Annotated in this window: 12 protein-coding genes and 1 riboswitch; of the genes, 7 read left to right on the top strand and 5 right to left on the bottom strand. The window is 38.9% G+C overall.

Going from position 1 to position 13,036, the window contains the following annotated elements; all coding sequences use genetic code 11:
• The first annotated feature begins 259 nt into the window (after positions 1-259).
• A riboswitch (glycine riboswitch) is annotated at positions 260-339 on the top strand.
• A 162-nt stretch (positions 340-501) separates the two neighbouring features.
• Positions 502-1,848, top strand: a complete 1,347-nt coding sequence (locus ABG082_RS18630) for an amino acid permease (protein WP_017359936.1) — start codon at positions 502-504, stop codon at positions 1,846-1,848.
• Between the two features lie 47 nt (positions 1,849-1,895).
• Here ABG082_RS18630 and ABG082_RS18625 read toward each other — a convergent pair whose 3' ends face one another.
• Complete coding sequence (locus ABG082_RS18625; protein ID WP_348936387.1) at positions 1,896-2,576, bottom strand: DUF3169 family protein; 681 nt, start codon at positions 2,574-2,576, stop codon at positions 1,896-1,898.
• Positions 2,573-2,779 carry a helix-turn-helix transcriptional regulator gene (locus tag ABG082_RS18620; RefSeq protein ID WP_008347396.1) on the bottom strand — a complete coding sequence of 69 codons (207 nt, stop codon included), beginning with the start codon at positions 2,777-2,779 and terminating at the stop codon, positions 2,573-2,575. The genes ABG082_RS18625 and ABG082_RS18620 overlap by 4 nt, the downstream gene beginning before the upstream one ends.
• Positions 2,780-2,949: 170 nt before the next feature.
• On the opposite strand from ABG082_RS18620, the gene ABG082_RS18615 reads away from it, so the two are divergent.
• Positions 2,950-3,573 (top strand): CoA pyrophosphatase, encoded by a 624-nt coding sequence (locus ABG082_RS18615; protein WP_017368402.1) that lies wholly within the window; start codon positions 2,950-2,952, stop codon positions 3,571-3,573.
• Positions 3,574-3,583: 10 nt separating this feature from the next.
• On the opposite strand, the gene ABG082_RS18610 is transcribed toward ABG082_RS18615, so the two are convergent.
• Positions 3,584-4,072, bottom strand: coding sequence for a DUF4188 domain-containing protein (locus ABG082_RS18610; RefSeq protein WP_008347392.1), 489 nt, complete (start codon positions 4,070-4,072; stop codon positions 3,584-3,586).
• A gap of 4 nt (positions 4,073-4,076) precedes the next feature.
• Entirely contained in the window at positions 4,077-4,628 is a 552-nt protein-coding gene (locus ABG082_RS18605; RefSeq protein ID WP_060832788.1) for a PadR family transcriptional regulator, read from the bottom strand.
• A gap of 182 nt (positions 4,629-4,810) precedes the next feature.
• On the opposite strand from ABG082_RS18605, the gene ABG082_RS18600 reads away from it, so the two are divergent.
• The 5 genes from ABG082_RS18600 to ABG082_RS18580 all read left to right on the top strand — a co-directional run bounded on the left by ABG082_RS18600 (position 4,811) and on the right by ABG082_RS18580 (position 11,311).
• The gene (locus tag ABG082_RS18600) at positions 4,811-5,704 is read left to right on the top strand and encodes a hypothetical protein (protein ID WP_019743646.1); all 894 of its coding nucleotides are present in this window, start codon (positions 4,811-4,813) and stop codon (positions 5,702-5,704) included.
• A gap of 111 nt (positions 5,705-5,815) precedes the next feature.
• Positions 5,816-6,769: a hypothetical protein gene (locus ABG082_RS18595; RefSeq protein WP_348936386.1), complete on the top strand. Its 954-nt coding sequence runs from the start codon at positions 5,816-5,818 to the stop codon at positions 6,767-6,769.
• A gap of 331 nt (positions 6,770-7,100) precedes the next feature.
• Positions 7,101-8,960 carry a beta-glucoside-specific PTS transporter subunit IIABC gene (locus tag ABG082_RS18590; RefSeq protein ID WP_348936385.1) on the top strand — a complete coding sequence of 620 codons (1,860 nt, stop codon included), beginning with the start codon at positions 7,101-7,103 and terminating at the stop codon, positions 8,958-8,960.
• A gap of 4 nt (positions 8,961-8,964) precedes the next feature.
• Positions 8,965-10,431, top strand: coding sequence for a glycoside hydrolase family 1 protein (locus ABG082_RS18585; RefSeq protein ID WP_348936384.1), 1,467 nt, complete (start codon positions 8,965-8,967; stop codon positions 10,429-10,431).
• 31 nt (positions 10,432-10,462) lie between these two features.
• A complete protein-coding gene (locus ABG082_RS18580) occupies positions 10,463-11,311 on the top strand; it encodes a PRD domain-containing protein (RefSeq protein WP_008347382.1) in 849 nt (282 codons plus the stop codon).
• Positions 11,312-11,404: 93 nt separating this feature from the next.
• Here ABG082_RS18580 and ABG082_RS18575 read toward each other — a convergent pair whose 3' ends face one another.
• The gene (locus ABG082_RS18575) at positions 11,405-12,583 is read right to left on the bottom strand and encodes a Rap family tetratricopeptide repeat protein (protein WP_348936383.1); all 1,179 of its coding nucleotides are present in this window, start codon (positions 12,581-12,583) and stop codon (positions 11,405-11,407) included.
• Between the last annotated feature and the right edge of the window lie 453 nt (positions 12,584-13,036).

Here is a 13,036-nt window from a genome sequence, read left to right as displayed (position 1 = left end):
ATTGGATTGCCTAACTATGGTTCATCATCAAGATGGATGTCTCCACCAAACGAGCCGAACATTCTTTGTTTCATTATACCTTAATCAAGGGGTGTTGATGAAGTGATGTCATATCAGCTTCAGATAAGGAGGAAACAACATCTTAAAAGATTACCATTGACAGCTTTCTTTTAGAGGCGTAAAATATAAAATTATTCAGAAATAGCAACATTTAAAGTAAATATCGAAGGCTATGATTGCTGTGGGTCACACTATGGCAGGAGCAGCTTCTGGAGAGACCGCATGTATGTGCGGCGCCGAAGGGTTCACAATCTCAGGCAAAAGGACAGAAGAGTACGAAATATTGTATTTGTGATGCATAGATCATACTGTGTATTGCTTTTCTCTATTTTGCTATTCTTTTATGACCGTGAGATTGGAGCGCATCCAATCTCTTTTTTTATGGACTTTTTGAGAGTTCATTATTTCAGTATAGGATCGTGTCGTAGGAGGGTGTTGAAATTGGCACAACAAGAGTTAAAGCGAGATTTATCAAACCGTCATGTTCAATTAATTGCGATTGGCGGAACGATTGGAACTGGGCTGTTTTTAGGGTCTGGAAAGGCTATTCAATTGGCAGGACCATCGATCATTTTTGCGTACTTAATTGTCGGAATGGCCATCTTTTTTGTCATGAGGGCACTTGGAGAATTGCTCTTATCTAAGACGGGCTATCAGTCTTTAACGGATATAGCAGAGGATTATCTTGGACCATGGGCTTCCTTTGTGACAGGGTGGACGTATTGGTTTTGTTGGATTATGACAGCGATGGCGGATGTTATTGCGGTCGGGGTGTATGTGCAGTACTGGTTTGATATTCCGCAGTGGATTCCTGCTATTATTTGTTTATTGATTTTGCTAGGATTTAATTTATTAACGGTGAAGCTTTTTGGAGAAATGGAATTTTGGTTTGCACTTATTAAAGTGATTACGATATTACTGTTGATTGGCGTTGGAATTGTGCTGTTAATCATTGGTTTTCAAACAGATGCAGGACCCGTGACGGTAACGAATCTGTGGTCACACGGAGGATTATTTCCAAATGGTGTGACAGGCTTCTTATTGTCATTCCAGATGGTAATTTTTGCGTATGTGGGCGTGGAACTTGTCGGTGTGTCAGCAGCAGAAACAGCGAATCCGCAAAAAAATATCCCGTCTGCGATTAATAAAATTCCATTAAGAATTCTATTTTTCTATGTAGGTGCGATTTTTGTATTACTATGCATCAACCCATGGACAGAACTCAGTGCATCAGAAAGTCCTTTTGTGAAAACTTTTGGGCTCATTGGGATACCAGTAGCGGCGGGACTCATCAACTTTGTCGTCCTGACATCTGCGGCTTCTGCTTGTAATAGCGGTATGTTTTCAACGAGCCGAATTTTGTATAATCTCAGTCATCAAAAACAAGGACCGGCATCCTTTGGCCGTCTAAATAAGCATGCTGTTCCAAGTAATGCCCTGTTTGTGTCGACGATTGTGGTGTCAGTAGGGGCTCTTTTAAGCAAGCTGATTCCTGAACAAGCCTTTGGTATTGTGACTACGATTAGTGCCATTTGTTTCATTTGGGTATGGAGTATTATTTTAATATGCCATCTGAAATATAAGAAAACACGTCCTGAACTTCATAAGGCGTCTACCTTTAAAGCGCCATTTACACCTTTTGTGAATATAGCGGTTCTTGTGCTCTTTGCTGCCATTCTTGTCATCATGCTTTTCGCTGATGCTACACGTCCAGCCCTGTTATTGACACCTGTATGGTTTGGGTTCCTATTTTTGATTTATGCACGAAAGAAACGACGTTCAGCATAATGAACGAAAAAAGCACAGCCTTTTTAAATGGCTGTGCTTTTGCTTATTTAACGATTTCGAATCTTCAACATATAGTATGCATTAAGAATGATCAGAACAAGTCCAACGACGATGATGGAGAAGAGCTGAGAGTGATTGGCGCCAAGAGAATAGACAATCAAAATAAACATGGCACCGGTCAATAAAATATTCATCATTTGAAAAGTGTGAAAAAGCCCATCGAGCATCACATGCTTTTCGCCTTCATCAGAAATGGCGAGCAGTTTTTTGCCATAATCTTTATCGGTTGGACTAGGTAGGTGACGATTAGGATAGACGAGTTTTAGGACAGAGATCGATGCATAAGAAAGAATGACGGTGATCAAAAATAAGGCAGCATTTGCGAGAATCAGCCAGAGTGGCTGCTCAGTTACGATGGAAATACCAATCGCAATAATCGATAAAATGGTACTCACCGTATTAGCTAACGTTACATCAGTAAAGGTTCGGTACTGTTTTGCCTCTAGTTCATCTTCCTCATCACCAGATACTGAAAGATAGACTCTTTTCTTCATGCGTGAAATGCCTGAAAAACAATAAATGATGAATAGAACTGTCAAGCCAGTGATGACAAGAGTCGCTTCAAATGAAGCTTGCAGAAGTGTCAGCTCAAATTCGGCTGCCAGCAAACAGTAAGCACCGAGAAAACCAAGGAGAGCACCTAAGAGCATTTTGTATACAGTTTTCATGTGAGTTCATCCTCCTCGAATAGAAAAATATGTTCAATGGGTTCTTGAAAAATACGTGAAAGCCTCATAGCAAGTAAGAGAGACGGCATTAATTCATCTCGTTCCATTAAGCTGATCGTCTGGCGGGAAACCTTTGCCCGTTTCGCAAGCTCCGTTTGGTTTAAACCATCACGTGCCCGCAGCTCTTTTAGCCGATTTTTCATTCTGTCACCTCAACTCTGATCAAAATGTTATCTTGATTGTAAAGTATTATATTCATTTTGACAAGTATAGTTGTCAAAATGATAAAAGTAATTGTCAGAAAGATCGCCTTTATTCAAAAGAGAATCAATGATACGCTAAAGAAAAGAGAAACAGAAAATAGGTGATGCCCATGTTCATTGATCAATTAAAAAGTGACTTACATCAATCACAGCCGCTATTTATCGGAGAAGAGACAGCGTTCAAAGCGGCAGTCCTTGTCCCTTTGGTGCAAGTAAACGGGGAATGGCATGTTTTATTTGAAGTGCGATCACTGACGATGAGAAAACAGCCTGGCGATATTAGCTTCCCAGGAGGCAAACTCGACGGCGGCGAAACCGCACAAGAAGCTGCACTGCGGGAAACATATGAAGAACTAGGGATTCCGCCCGAATCCGTCAAGGTTTTAGGACAGCTCAGCCCTTATATTGCCTCACCATCCTTTGTGGTATATCCATTTGTCGGGATCATTGATGAACAGCAGGTCAAACATTCCTTTAATCAAGAAGAAGTAGAGGAGACCTTTACTGTGCCTCTATCATGGCTCAGCCAATACGAACCGTACTTACACCATGTATCGGTGCAGCCAACACCAGGAGAGGACTTTCCTTATGAAAAAATCATGAATGGTGAAAAATACAGCTGGGGGAGTCGTTCGATTGAGGAGTGGTTTTATGATTACAATCGTTACACCATTTGGGGATTAACTGCCCGCATATTAAAACATTTTGTGATGGTTGCAAAAAGAAATTCCTAGAGAATCAGCTCTAGGAATTTGTTGTGGAAAGGCGTTCTTTTGCGGTTTCTTTTCCTTTCCCTTTTCCAATTAGGATGGGCGCTTTCGCTTGGCTCAATCCATATGAAGGCATGTTCACGTAGATAGATTCATATGAGCCGGCTTGAATTTGATACGTTTCATGATAAATTCCGACCGCGTCATTATTTCGTGCTCTTTGGTTAAATCCTTTCCAAGCAGCCAAATGCTTCTCCATCTTGGCGTAGGCAAGGAGGTCCTCTGTTGATTTCCAATATTGGATCATGGTGGTGGTGCGTAAACCGAAGTAATTTTCTGTCCCGAGAAAACCAAGTTCTTCTTGATGTGTATAAAGTTCTTTGATCATCCCCGGCATCGCCTTAAATACTGGCAGCCATTGATGGACAGCCCAGCGTTTATTGATTCTCATTCCGATAATGAACACAACAATCGGCTCAGAATTGTCTGTTGTATACCTGCCAGCACGTATATTTTTTTTCATTTGTTCACCCTTCTTTCTTCATCGATTCACAGGTCTCCACGCACCAATCAATTCCAGCCTGCGCCACTTTCTTTCCGTAATCTAACGTATACAGCCAATACTTCGCATCAGCTTCATCTGGATACAGCTCTTGAATGTTTTGTTCAATCGCAACATATGTCTCATAACGGATACGGAGCTGCCTCTCATAATCCTGTAAAAGCACCAATTTTTTCTCAAACGAAAGATATTGACCAAAAAATAACTTTAATAACACTTCATTTCGTTCTGATGGTACTTGATCGAGCGGCTGCGCCAGCCATTGCCTTAACGTGTCCAGCCCTTTTTCAGTCAGATGATACTCCCGCTTGTCTGAGCGCCCAGTTGTAGAAGTGGGTGAAACCTTCGCAAGCCCTTCCTCGACTATTAACTTTAAAGCTGGATAAATTTGTCCATAACTAATTTTCCAAAAGTGATGCAAGCTCCTATCAATTAATTGCTTCACTTCATACCCAGACTTACAATCTGTCGTTAAAATCCCCAAAATCGCATACGTCGTATCATTGTATTTTTTCATTGATCAACACACCTATCTAAAAGATATATCATTTAGATATATAATAAACGATGTATAACTGCAGATACAAGAGGTATGAGAAAAAAATAAATGCTAGAAAGGAGGTGAAGAGATCACTGATTTGTTAATCAATGAGAGGAATCCTTCATATAGATTGAACGATCATAGTTTGGAGGGGACATATGAGTAAATCGAAAATCTGGATCATGACTATTCTGGCGGTACTACTGATTGGTGGAGGCGGCTGGATAGCCTATCAAGCAATCGCAAAAAAGAGTGTATTGAATCATCCCTACGCCTTTGCATATAAGACTCATGATCGTGTGAACTGGTTCAAGGTAACGGAGAGAAACGGAAAAGTAACAGGTCATCTGAATGAAACCATTTTAGAGGAAAACCCGAAAAGGCATTATGATCCCAATCTATTTATCAACAAATATCAATTAACTGGGAAATCAATTGAAAACGGTTACGAATTTTATGTGAAGCAAGGGAAAGAAACGGTCACATATGAAGTTCACCTTGCCGAAAAAGATCTTTCTGTGAAAAAACAAGGTGAAAAGCACAGCATCACATACAAAGCAGTTGATCAAAAAAACCTACGTGCTGTTCAACAGGACATTCATACTCGATATGAGAAACTGATGGATGACACGGAAAATAGATTTCATGATTATGTACGAAACTTCATTAAGAAAGTAACAGGCGCTTATGGTTATCTGTATACGGCAGAGGATGGTTCGTACCAACTATTTCTAAAAGTAAAACGAATGTATATGCAGTCTGAATGGGCAGGTTCTTTTCTAATGAGAAAGGTCCCAGGAGATGGTGGTGAACCTTATAAAGAAACGAAACATACAGCCGGTGGAGTTTCAGATGGGATGATGTTTGATTTGAGTACTTATCCTGCAATTGAAAAGGGTTTTATTTTAGGTGAAACTGACCGAGACGCAACATACATTAAATTTCCTTTTAAAATGGCAGGCGGGATCATAGAATTTAAAGCGGTCACGAAAGAGGAATATCAAGAACAAACGGAAGCATTCAAAAAGAAGGCGAAAGAATTGCAAAAGTAGATCGTGTTGGAACAGATGATTGTTGTGAATGGCATTTCAGGACGATCAGAATTTAGTTGAATAAATAGGGATCATGAAGATTTTTTAAATCATATATTAGTGGAGGTACCTATGAGTAAATTGAAAATGTGGGTCGTGTCTATCCTGGCAGTACTCGTCTTAGGTGGAGGCGGCTGGACAGCATATCAAGCAATCGCACAAAAGAATTCATTGAATCATGCCTATGCATTTGCGTATAAAACGAAGGATAAAATGAGCTGGTTTGAAATATCTGAGGATAAAGGCAAAGTAACGGGGTATTTGAATGAAAAGTATATAGAAGAAATATGGTGGGATCCCCAAATATATAAAAAACAATATGTAGTGTCCGGGAGTTCAAAGGAAAACGGTTATGAATTTCGAGTCAAACAAGGCAGAGAAACAATCATATACGAAGTTCAAATGTCTGGGAAAGACCTATCTGTAAAAAAACAAGGTGATAAGAAAAGCAGGATATATAAAGCAATCAATCGAAAAAAGCTAGATTCGTATCACAAAAAAATTCAAGATCGACATGAACATCTAGTTGATACATCAGAAACTAGATTTTATGACAATATGAGACACTTCAGGGATAAAGTGGCGAAGGTATATGGTTTTCTATATACGGCAGAGGACAAACAACTATTTTTACAAGTGGAAAGCATGCATATTGAGAATGGATGGCTCGGCTCTTTTCTAATAACTACTGTTTCTGAAGATGGCTGTAAGCCCTATAAAGAAATGAAATTAGAAGTCGGGGGCTTTACGGATGGTGGAGGATTTTTAGACATGAGCTATGATCCTATAATTGAACAAGGTGTACTTATAGGTTCGACTGATCGAGATGCAAAATCAATCAAACTGCCAGTTAAAAAGACCAACGGTACAATAGAGTTAAGAGCTTTCACGCGTCAGGAATATAAAAAACTCCCTAAACCATATATCATGACAGGCGATTCGGTAGAGTTAAAAGCTGTCACGAAAAAGGAATATGAAAAACAAGCGAAAGCATTTAGAAAGAAGGCAGAAGAAAAGAGAAAATAGGTGATCTTAAACCAGATGAGTGAATCAACTTATCTGGTTTTTTATGGAGAAACATTTTGTTGATTGATGATAGAAGGAACAAAAGAGTTGCTTTAAGTAAATAGAGAAAAGTATTTTAGGTATATAGACCTTAATAAATTTCAGAAAAATAAATGTTGACGCTTTCATATAATCAATATATACTAAAAACAAATCCAATATAAATAAATTAGACATGTGACTGGTCATGCAGGCAGGATCTAAAAACGATGAATTTCTTTAATTTGTCGTTTTAGATCCTTTTTTTATTGCCAAAATATAGGTCACATGTATGAGAAAAGGAGGAGAAAAAATGGATTACACACAAGTCGCCAAAGACGTTTTACAGCATGTAGGTGGTAAAGAAAACATTGCGCACCTTGAGCACTGCTCAACAAGACTTCGCTTCACACTAATTGATCAGAAAAAAGCAGATGTACAGGCATTAGAAAAAACACCAGGTGTCATAGCAGTTAGAATGTCAGGACAATGCCAAGTAGTCATTGGGAATGACGTGATTGAAGTGTATCAACAGGTAACAAATTTAATGGGCGGCAGCTCGTCTGGGCAAGGCGTGCCATCCAATCAGCCAAAAGAAAAAAGAAAAGCAGGCACAGTTCTATTAGATTTCATTGTGGGTGTCTTCCAGCCGCTTGTTCCGGCTATCGCAGGCGGAGGGATTTTAAAATCATTTCTTCTCCTTTTCTCTTTATTAGGCTGGGTGGATGCAAAAGGGCAAACCTATCAAATACTGAACATGGTGGGTGACGCACCACTATACTTCCTGCCATTACTAGTCGCTGTCACAACGGCAAATAAACTAAAGGTAAACCCACTGGTCGCATTATCAGCAGTCGGTGCACTCCTTCTTCCGAACATGACAGCCATGCTTACTGAAGGTGCGCAATTAATGTCATTCGACGTAAAAAATATAGCTTATGCGTATCAAGTGTTTCCAGCAATCCTTTCTGTATTGCTTTACGCTCAAATGGAAAAATTCTTCACACGATTTTCACCAAAACCAATTCGGATTTTCTTTGTCCCAATGATGTCATTAGTCATTACTGTACCCGTTACGTTACTGTTATTAGGACCACTTGGTTTTACAGCAGGACAAGGGTTTTCATCCGTTATTCTTGCGATGTTTAATACAGTAGGCTGGGTAGCTGTCGCAATTTTAGCAGCGGTACTCCCGTTTATGGTTGCATCAGGCATGCACAAAGCAATGGTCCCTTATGCAGTGACAACGATGGGGAACCTCGGGAAAGAAGCACTTTATTTACCAGCATCACTTGCGCATAATATTGCGGAAAGTGGAGCATGTTTCGCAGTGGCACTACGCACGAAAGACAAGGTACTCAGATCAACAGCCATTTCGGCAGGAATTTCAGCATTTTTTGGCATCACAGAGCCTGCTTTGTATGGTGTGACACTTCAAAATAAACGCGTACTTGGAAGTGTCATGATTGGTTCATTTGTTGGTGGGATATTCATTGGATTAGTTGGTATACAAGCATTTGTACTTGTTGGCCCTGGATTAGCAAGTATGTCGATGTTTATATCAGATGAGCTTCCACGAAATCTAATGTTTGCTGTCATTGGAGCTGTCATTTCCTTCGTTGTTGCTTTTATCGCTGCTTTTGTATTAGGTAAGGATAAAAAAGTAGAAGAAAAGACAAATGATCAAGATGCATTTGCTGAACAAATTGGAGCAGGGGAAACTTTCAAAAGCCCTGTGATTGGTCAAATGATCTCTCTAGCTGAAGTAAAAGATGATATTTTCTCTTCAAAGGTCATGGGAGACGGAATTGCCATTGTTCCTTCAGAAGGAGCGTTATATGCACCAGTAGATGGTGAGGTCACCTTGCTGTTCGAAACAAACCATGCACTTGGTATGAAAACGGATAAAGGGGTGGAAGTATTATTCCACATTGGCATTGATACTGTACAGTTGGAAGGACAGTATTTTTATCCAAAAGTGCAGGCAGGAGATCGTGTACAAGCAGGGGATTTACTCATTGAATTTGATGTAGAAAAAATCATGGAAGCAGGATACGATCCAGTTACGCTTGCTGTCATCACGAATACAGATCAATATGATATTAAGGTACAGCCATTACAAGAGGTCAATCGCCAAGATACATTGATGGTTATCACCCAATTAGGAGGCTAAACATATGACGACAATAAAAGGTTTTCCAAAAGGATTTTTATGGGGCGGCGCCATTGCCGCCAACCAAGCAGAAGGCGCTTGGAATGTAGATGGAAAGGGTCCATCTGTTGCTGATATTGCGATGTACAGGTCTAATTTGAGTGTAGAAGATTATGAAGGGCATCTAGCTGTTACTTCTGAAAATATAGATCGAGCGATGAAAGACCCAGATGATAAAAAGTACCCAAAACGCAGAGGTGTTGATTTCTATCATCACTATAAAGAGGATTTGGCTCTATTTGCAGAAATGGGTTTTAAAACTCTTCGCATCTCTATTGCATGGAGCCGTATCTTCCCAACTGGAGAAGAGAACGAACCAAATGAAAAAGGACTCCAATTTTACGATCGTTTATTTGCAGAAATGAAAAAACACAACATAGAACCGATTGTGACGCTGTCACACTATGAAATGCCGTTAGCACTGAGCGTGAAATATAATGGCTGGGTTGAAAGAAAAGTCGTTGATCTCTTTGTTAAATTTGCCAATGTATGTTTTGAACGCTATAAACATGATGTGAAATATTGGCTTACCTTTAATGAAATAGATAGTATTCACCGCCACTCTTTTATTACAGCAGGAATTATTCCTGATCGCTGCCCAGAAGGGAAAGAGGAAGAGACGGTTTATCAAGCACTCCATCATCAATTCATTGCCTCTGCACTCGTAACAGCAGATTGTCATCGCATCATACCAGGCAGTCAAGTAGGGTGTATGCTGACAAAATTAACAACGTATCCGCACACTTGTCATCCGAATGATGTGGAGCGGGCATTGAAACAAAACTTAGAAAACTATTTCTATGCAGATGTTCAGGTATTTGGTGAATACCCGCCGCTTATCAAGCGCATGCTTGAGAGAAAAAACATTCATATCCAAATGGAATCAGATGATCTTTCTATTTTAAAAGAAAATACAGTAGATTTTATCTCGTTCAGCTACTATATGTCTTTAACTGAATCAGCTGATGAAGGATTAGAAAAAACGGATGGAAATACCATCCGTGGGGTCAAAAATCCTTACCTTCCATCTACTGATTGGGGATGGCAAATTGATCCGGTTGGTCTGAAAATTTCTTTAATAGAATTATATGATCGTTATCAAAAACCACTGATCATTGTAGAAAACGGCATGGGTGCAAAAGATGTTGTTGAAAGTGATGGATCAATTCACGATGATTATCGTATTAACTATTTCAAAGAGCATTTCTGCCAAATGAGAGAAGCGGTGGAAGAAGGCGTTGACCTCTTCGGATATACGAGCTGGGGCTCAATTGATATTATAAGTGCAGGTACATCACAGATGTCAAAACGATACGGGTTCATTCATGTAGATCAAGATGACGATGGAAACGGTACATTAAAACGTTCTCGTAAAGACTCATTTTATTGGTACAAAAAGGTCATTGAAACAAATGGTGAATCGCTTGATTGAAAAACCACAATCATGAAAACAGGTGATGACGATGTTTAAAATCAAAAAAGTTTTAAACTCGAGTGTGGTTCTGGCTGAAGATCAGAACCAACAGGAGATGGTTCTATTCGGCCGGGGGATTGGTTATGGACAAAAACCAGGTCAAATGATTGAAGAAAAGAAGGCAGATCAAGTGTTTATGTCTGTCGATAACATGAGAGCGAAGGAATTTCTCCAACTATTAGATTCAATGCCACAAGAGTTTATCGATTTAACTCAGCATATTGTTCAATATGCTGAAAAACGCTTAAACTCAAGTCTGAATTCTGGTGTCTATTTTACCTTGATGGACCACTTGAATTTTGCAGTAGAACGGCACAAGAAGAATATTAATATTACAAATCGAGTATACTGGGAAATCAAAAACTACTATACCGAAGAATTTGAAGTAGGTAATTATGCGCTTGAGTTAGTCAACAATACATTGGGCATACAATTACCAAAGGAAGAAGCGGCCAATATCGCCTTCCATTTAATTAATGCGTTAGGTGAAGAGTCCGATTCCAAAGATGGAATGAAGTATGCCAAGATGATCGGAAGTATTGTGAATCTCGTCCGCTATACGTTGAATATGAAAATGGATCAAGAGAATATTCATTACAGCCGATTTATTACACATGTGAAATTCTTTGTTGAAAGATTTTACGCAAATAAATTATTATCAGATCAAGAAAATGAGTTGTTTGAACAAATTGCACACTTGTATCCTCAAGCGATGGATGTGGCTTTCAAAATCAAAGATTATATTAAACAGGTGCACAGTATTGTTATTCCAAATGACGAACTTACGTATCTGGCGGTACATATTCACCGCCTCATTTCTTATCAAGAACTAAAATAAATGTGGACCACTTGCCTTGTAATGAGGCAAGTGGTTATTTGTATTGTATCGGTTTATGTTCCGATAGGTCGTTCTGTTGGGTTAAGATTTGTATCATTTAACGAATTGTAAGACACCGTTTGTCCGAAAACAACGATGGCTAAAGCGAAAATGAGTAAACTCACTTTTTTCATCATAATTCCTCCAGTTAAGTGTAGTGTGTTCCAATTGATAGGCATCCTTCAAAAAGAGATATGCTTGGTGAATTGAACCCAGCTCTTCAAAGTGTTTGGCAGCTAGTGCACTTAATTCACGGGCACCTTCAACATCCTTTAATTCTTTCAGAATACTGATGTCATCGAAACAGGTTTGAGTTTTTTTGGATATGTCTTCAGTGAAATATAGATGATAGAGAAAATTCATTTTTGCTGTATAGATGGGGTTTCTGTCTATTTCTTGTTTTTGTTTGACTAATTCAAAATAATAGAGAGCTTGCGACTTTTCATCAATGGAGAGCAGCTCTTTTAGTAACATAAACATGGAGTGTTCGAAATAACAAGATGAAAGGTAGTTATCATCACTAAGAGCCTTTTCTAGGGCATCAATACATTTTTTTGATTCTCCAGCTTCGGCATATAGAATACTGATATTGTGATAAAGCTGTGATGCTAGAAAATGATCGTTTAATTGATTTGAGATGTGTAATGCTTTTGTGTAGTAATTCTCAGCTCTTTTGAAATCGCCAATATCCATGAAGTTGGTGGCTGCGATCACAAAAGCTGCTGCCAGTCTTCTTTCATAGCCATCATGACCTTTGAAAATATCGATGGCATTCTGAATATAATGAAGTGAAATCAGGCTTTGGCGAAGCATCATATATAGGTTTGCGACCTTCGTATGGAATTCTGCTACTTCTATTTCATCAGGAATGTTTTGCAGTTTTTTCTCAGCAATTTTAAACAGTCCGATGGCTGATGCATAGTCTCTGTTATATGAAGCGTAAAGGGCTTTATATAGGTAAAAATAGTATTCAATTAAGTCGTTTGTTTTAGAAGGGTATTCTAGCACTGTCGGTTCATTCAGTTTTTTACCCCTTCGTTCATATAACATGAGCTTAAACTTGCCTTCTAGCAATGAATAGTAGGTCAAGACCTCCTGATTCTCTTCCATCTCTTGAAGTAATTCCTTTAATTCTGTGTAGATTGTCTTTGCATTGTGTACATCATGCTTACGAATGGCAATTCGCCAATCATTTAAACGGTTCCCCACCTGTTCAGTTGAAATGATCGTCATGGAAATTTCACCTCTTTAACATCCTTTCGCCTGTTTCAATAAAAAACGATATCACAATTTTTGGTAAAATATAATCGTTTCAGGGAGGTGATTGACAGGAGGTAATAAAAAGGACCTTATGTCATGAGATGTACGATATTGTAACGATGATTGATTGTTTATTCAAATGACTAAAATCTTTTTTTGGAAGTCTAAAAACGTGATAGATACTATTAGTTTTAAATTTATGGTCGGAAATACCAGCCGAATATATGAAATAAAGCTATTTTAGCTATGAGAGAAGAACAATGAAAGGTCGATCTAGAAGGGAAAATCAGTTATGATGTTGCTAGATGATTTTGGGAAAGAAACTGGTAGTTACTGAGAAAGGTGAAAATCCGAGACAAGTGTTGACCTTTCAGAAAGGATGTTGAAATGAAAAAAAGATTTCAAATGTTAAACTGGCAAATGACA

The organism is Bacillus sp. BS1807G30 (genome assembly GCF_040047675.1).
Taxonomy (GTDB): domain Bacteria; phylum Bacillota; class Bacilli; order Bacillales; family Bacillaceae; genus Bacillus; species Bacillus altitudinis.
This window is presented reverse-complemented; position numbering and strand designations above follow the sequence as displayed.

Coding starts and splice junctions, on each gene's coding strand:
- ABG082_RS18625 (WP_348936387.1), bottom strand. CDS start 2,576: ATGAAAACTGTATACAAAATGCTCTTAGGTGCTCTCCTTGGTTTTCTC.
- ABG082_RS18575 (WP_348936383.1), bottom strand. CDS start 12,583: ATGACGATCATTTCAACTGAACAGGTGGGGAACCGTTTAAATGATTGG.
- ABG082_RS18605 (WP_060832788.1), bottom strand. CDS start 4,628: ATGAAAAAATACAATGATACGACGTATGCGATTTTGGGGATTTTAACG.
- ABG082_RS18620 (WP_008347396.1), bottom strand. CDS start 2,779: ATGAAAAATCGGCTAAAAGAGCTGCGGGCACGTGATGGTTTAAACCAA.
- ABG082_RS18585 (WP_348936384.1), top strand. CDS start 8,965: ATGACGACAATAAAAGGTTTTCCAAAAGGATTTTTATGGGGCGGCGCC.
- ABG082_RS18595 (WP_348936386.1), top strand. CDS start 5,816: ATGAGTAAATTGAAAATGTGGGTCGTGTCTATCCTGGCAGTACTCGTC.
- ABG082_RS18590 (WP_348936385.1), top strand. CDS start 7,101: ATGGATTACACACAAGTCGCCAAAGACGTTTTACAGCATGTAGGTGGT.
- ABG082_RS18580 (WP_008347382.1), top strand. CDS start 10,463: ATGTTTAAAATCAAAAAAGTTTTAAACTCGAGTGTGGTTCTGGCTGAA.
- ABG082_RS18615 (WP_017368402.1), top strand. CDS start 2,950: ATGTTCATTGATCAATTAAAAAGTGACTTACATCAATCACAGCCGCTA.
- ABG082_RS18600 (WP_019743646.1), top strand. CDS start 4,811: ATGAGTAAATCGAAAATCTGGATCATGACTATTCTGGCGGTACTACTG.
- ABG082_RS18610 (WP_008347392.1), bottom strand. CDS start 4,072: ATGAAAAAAAATATACGTGCTGGCAGGTATACAACAGACAATTCTGAG.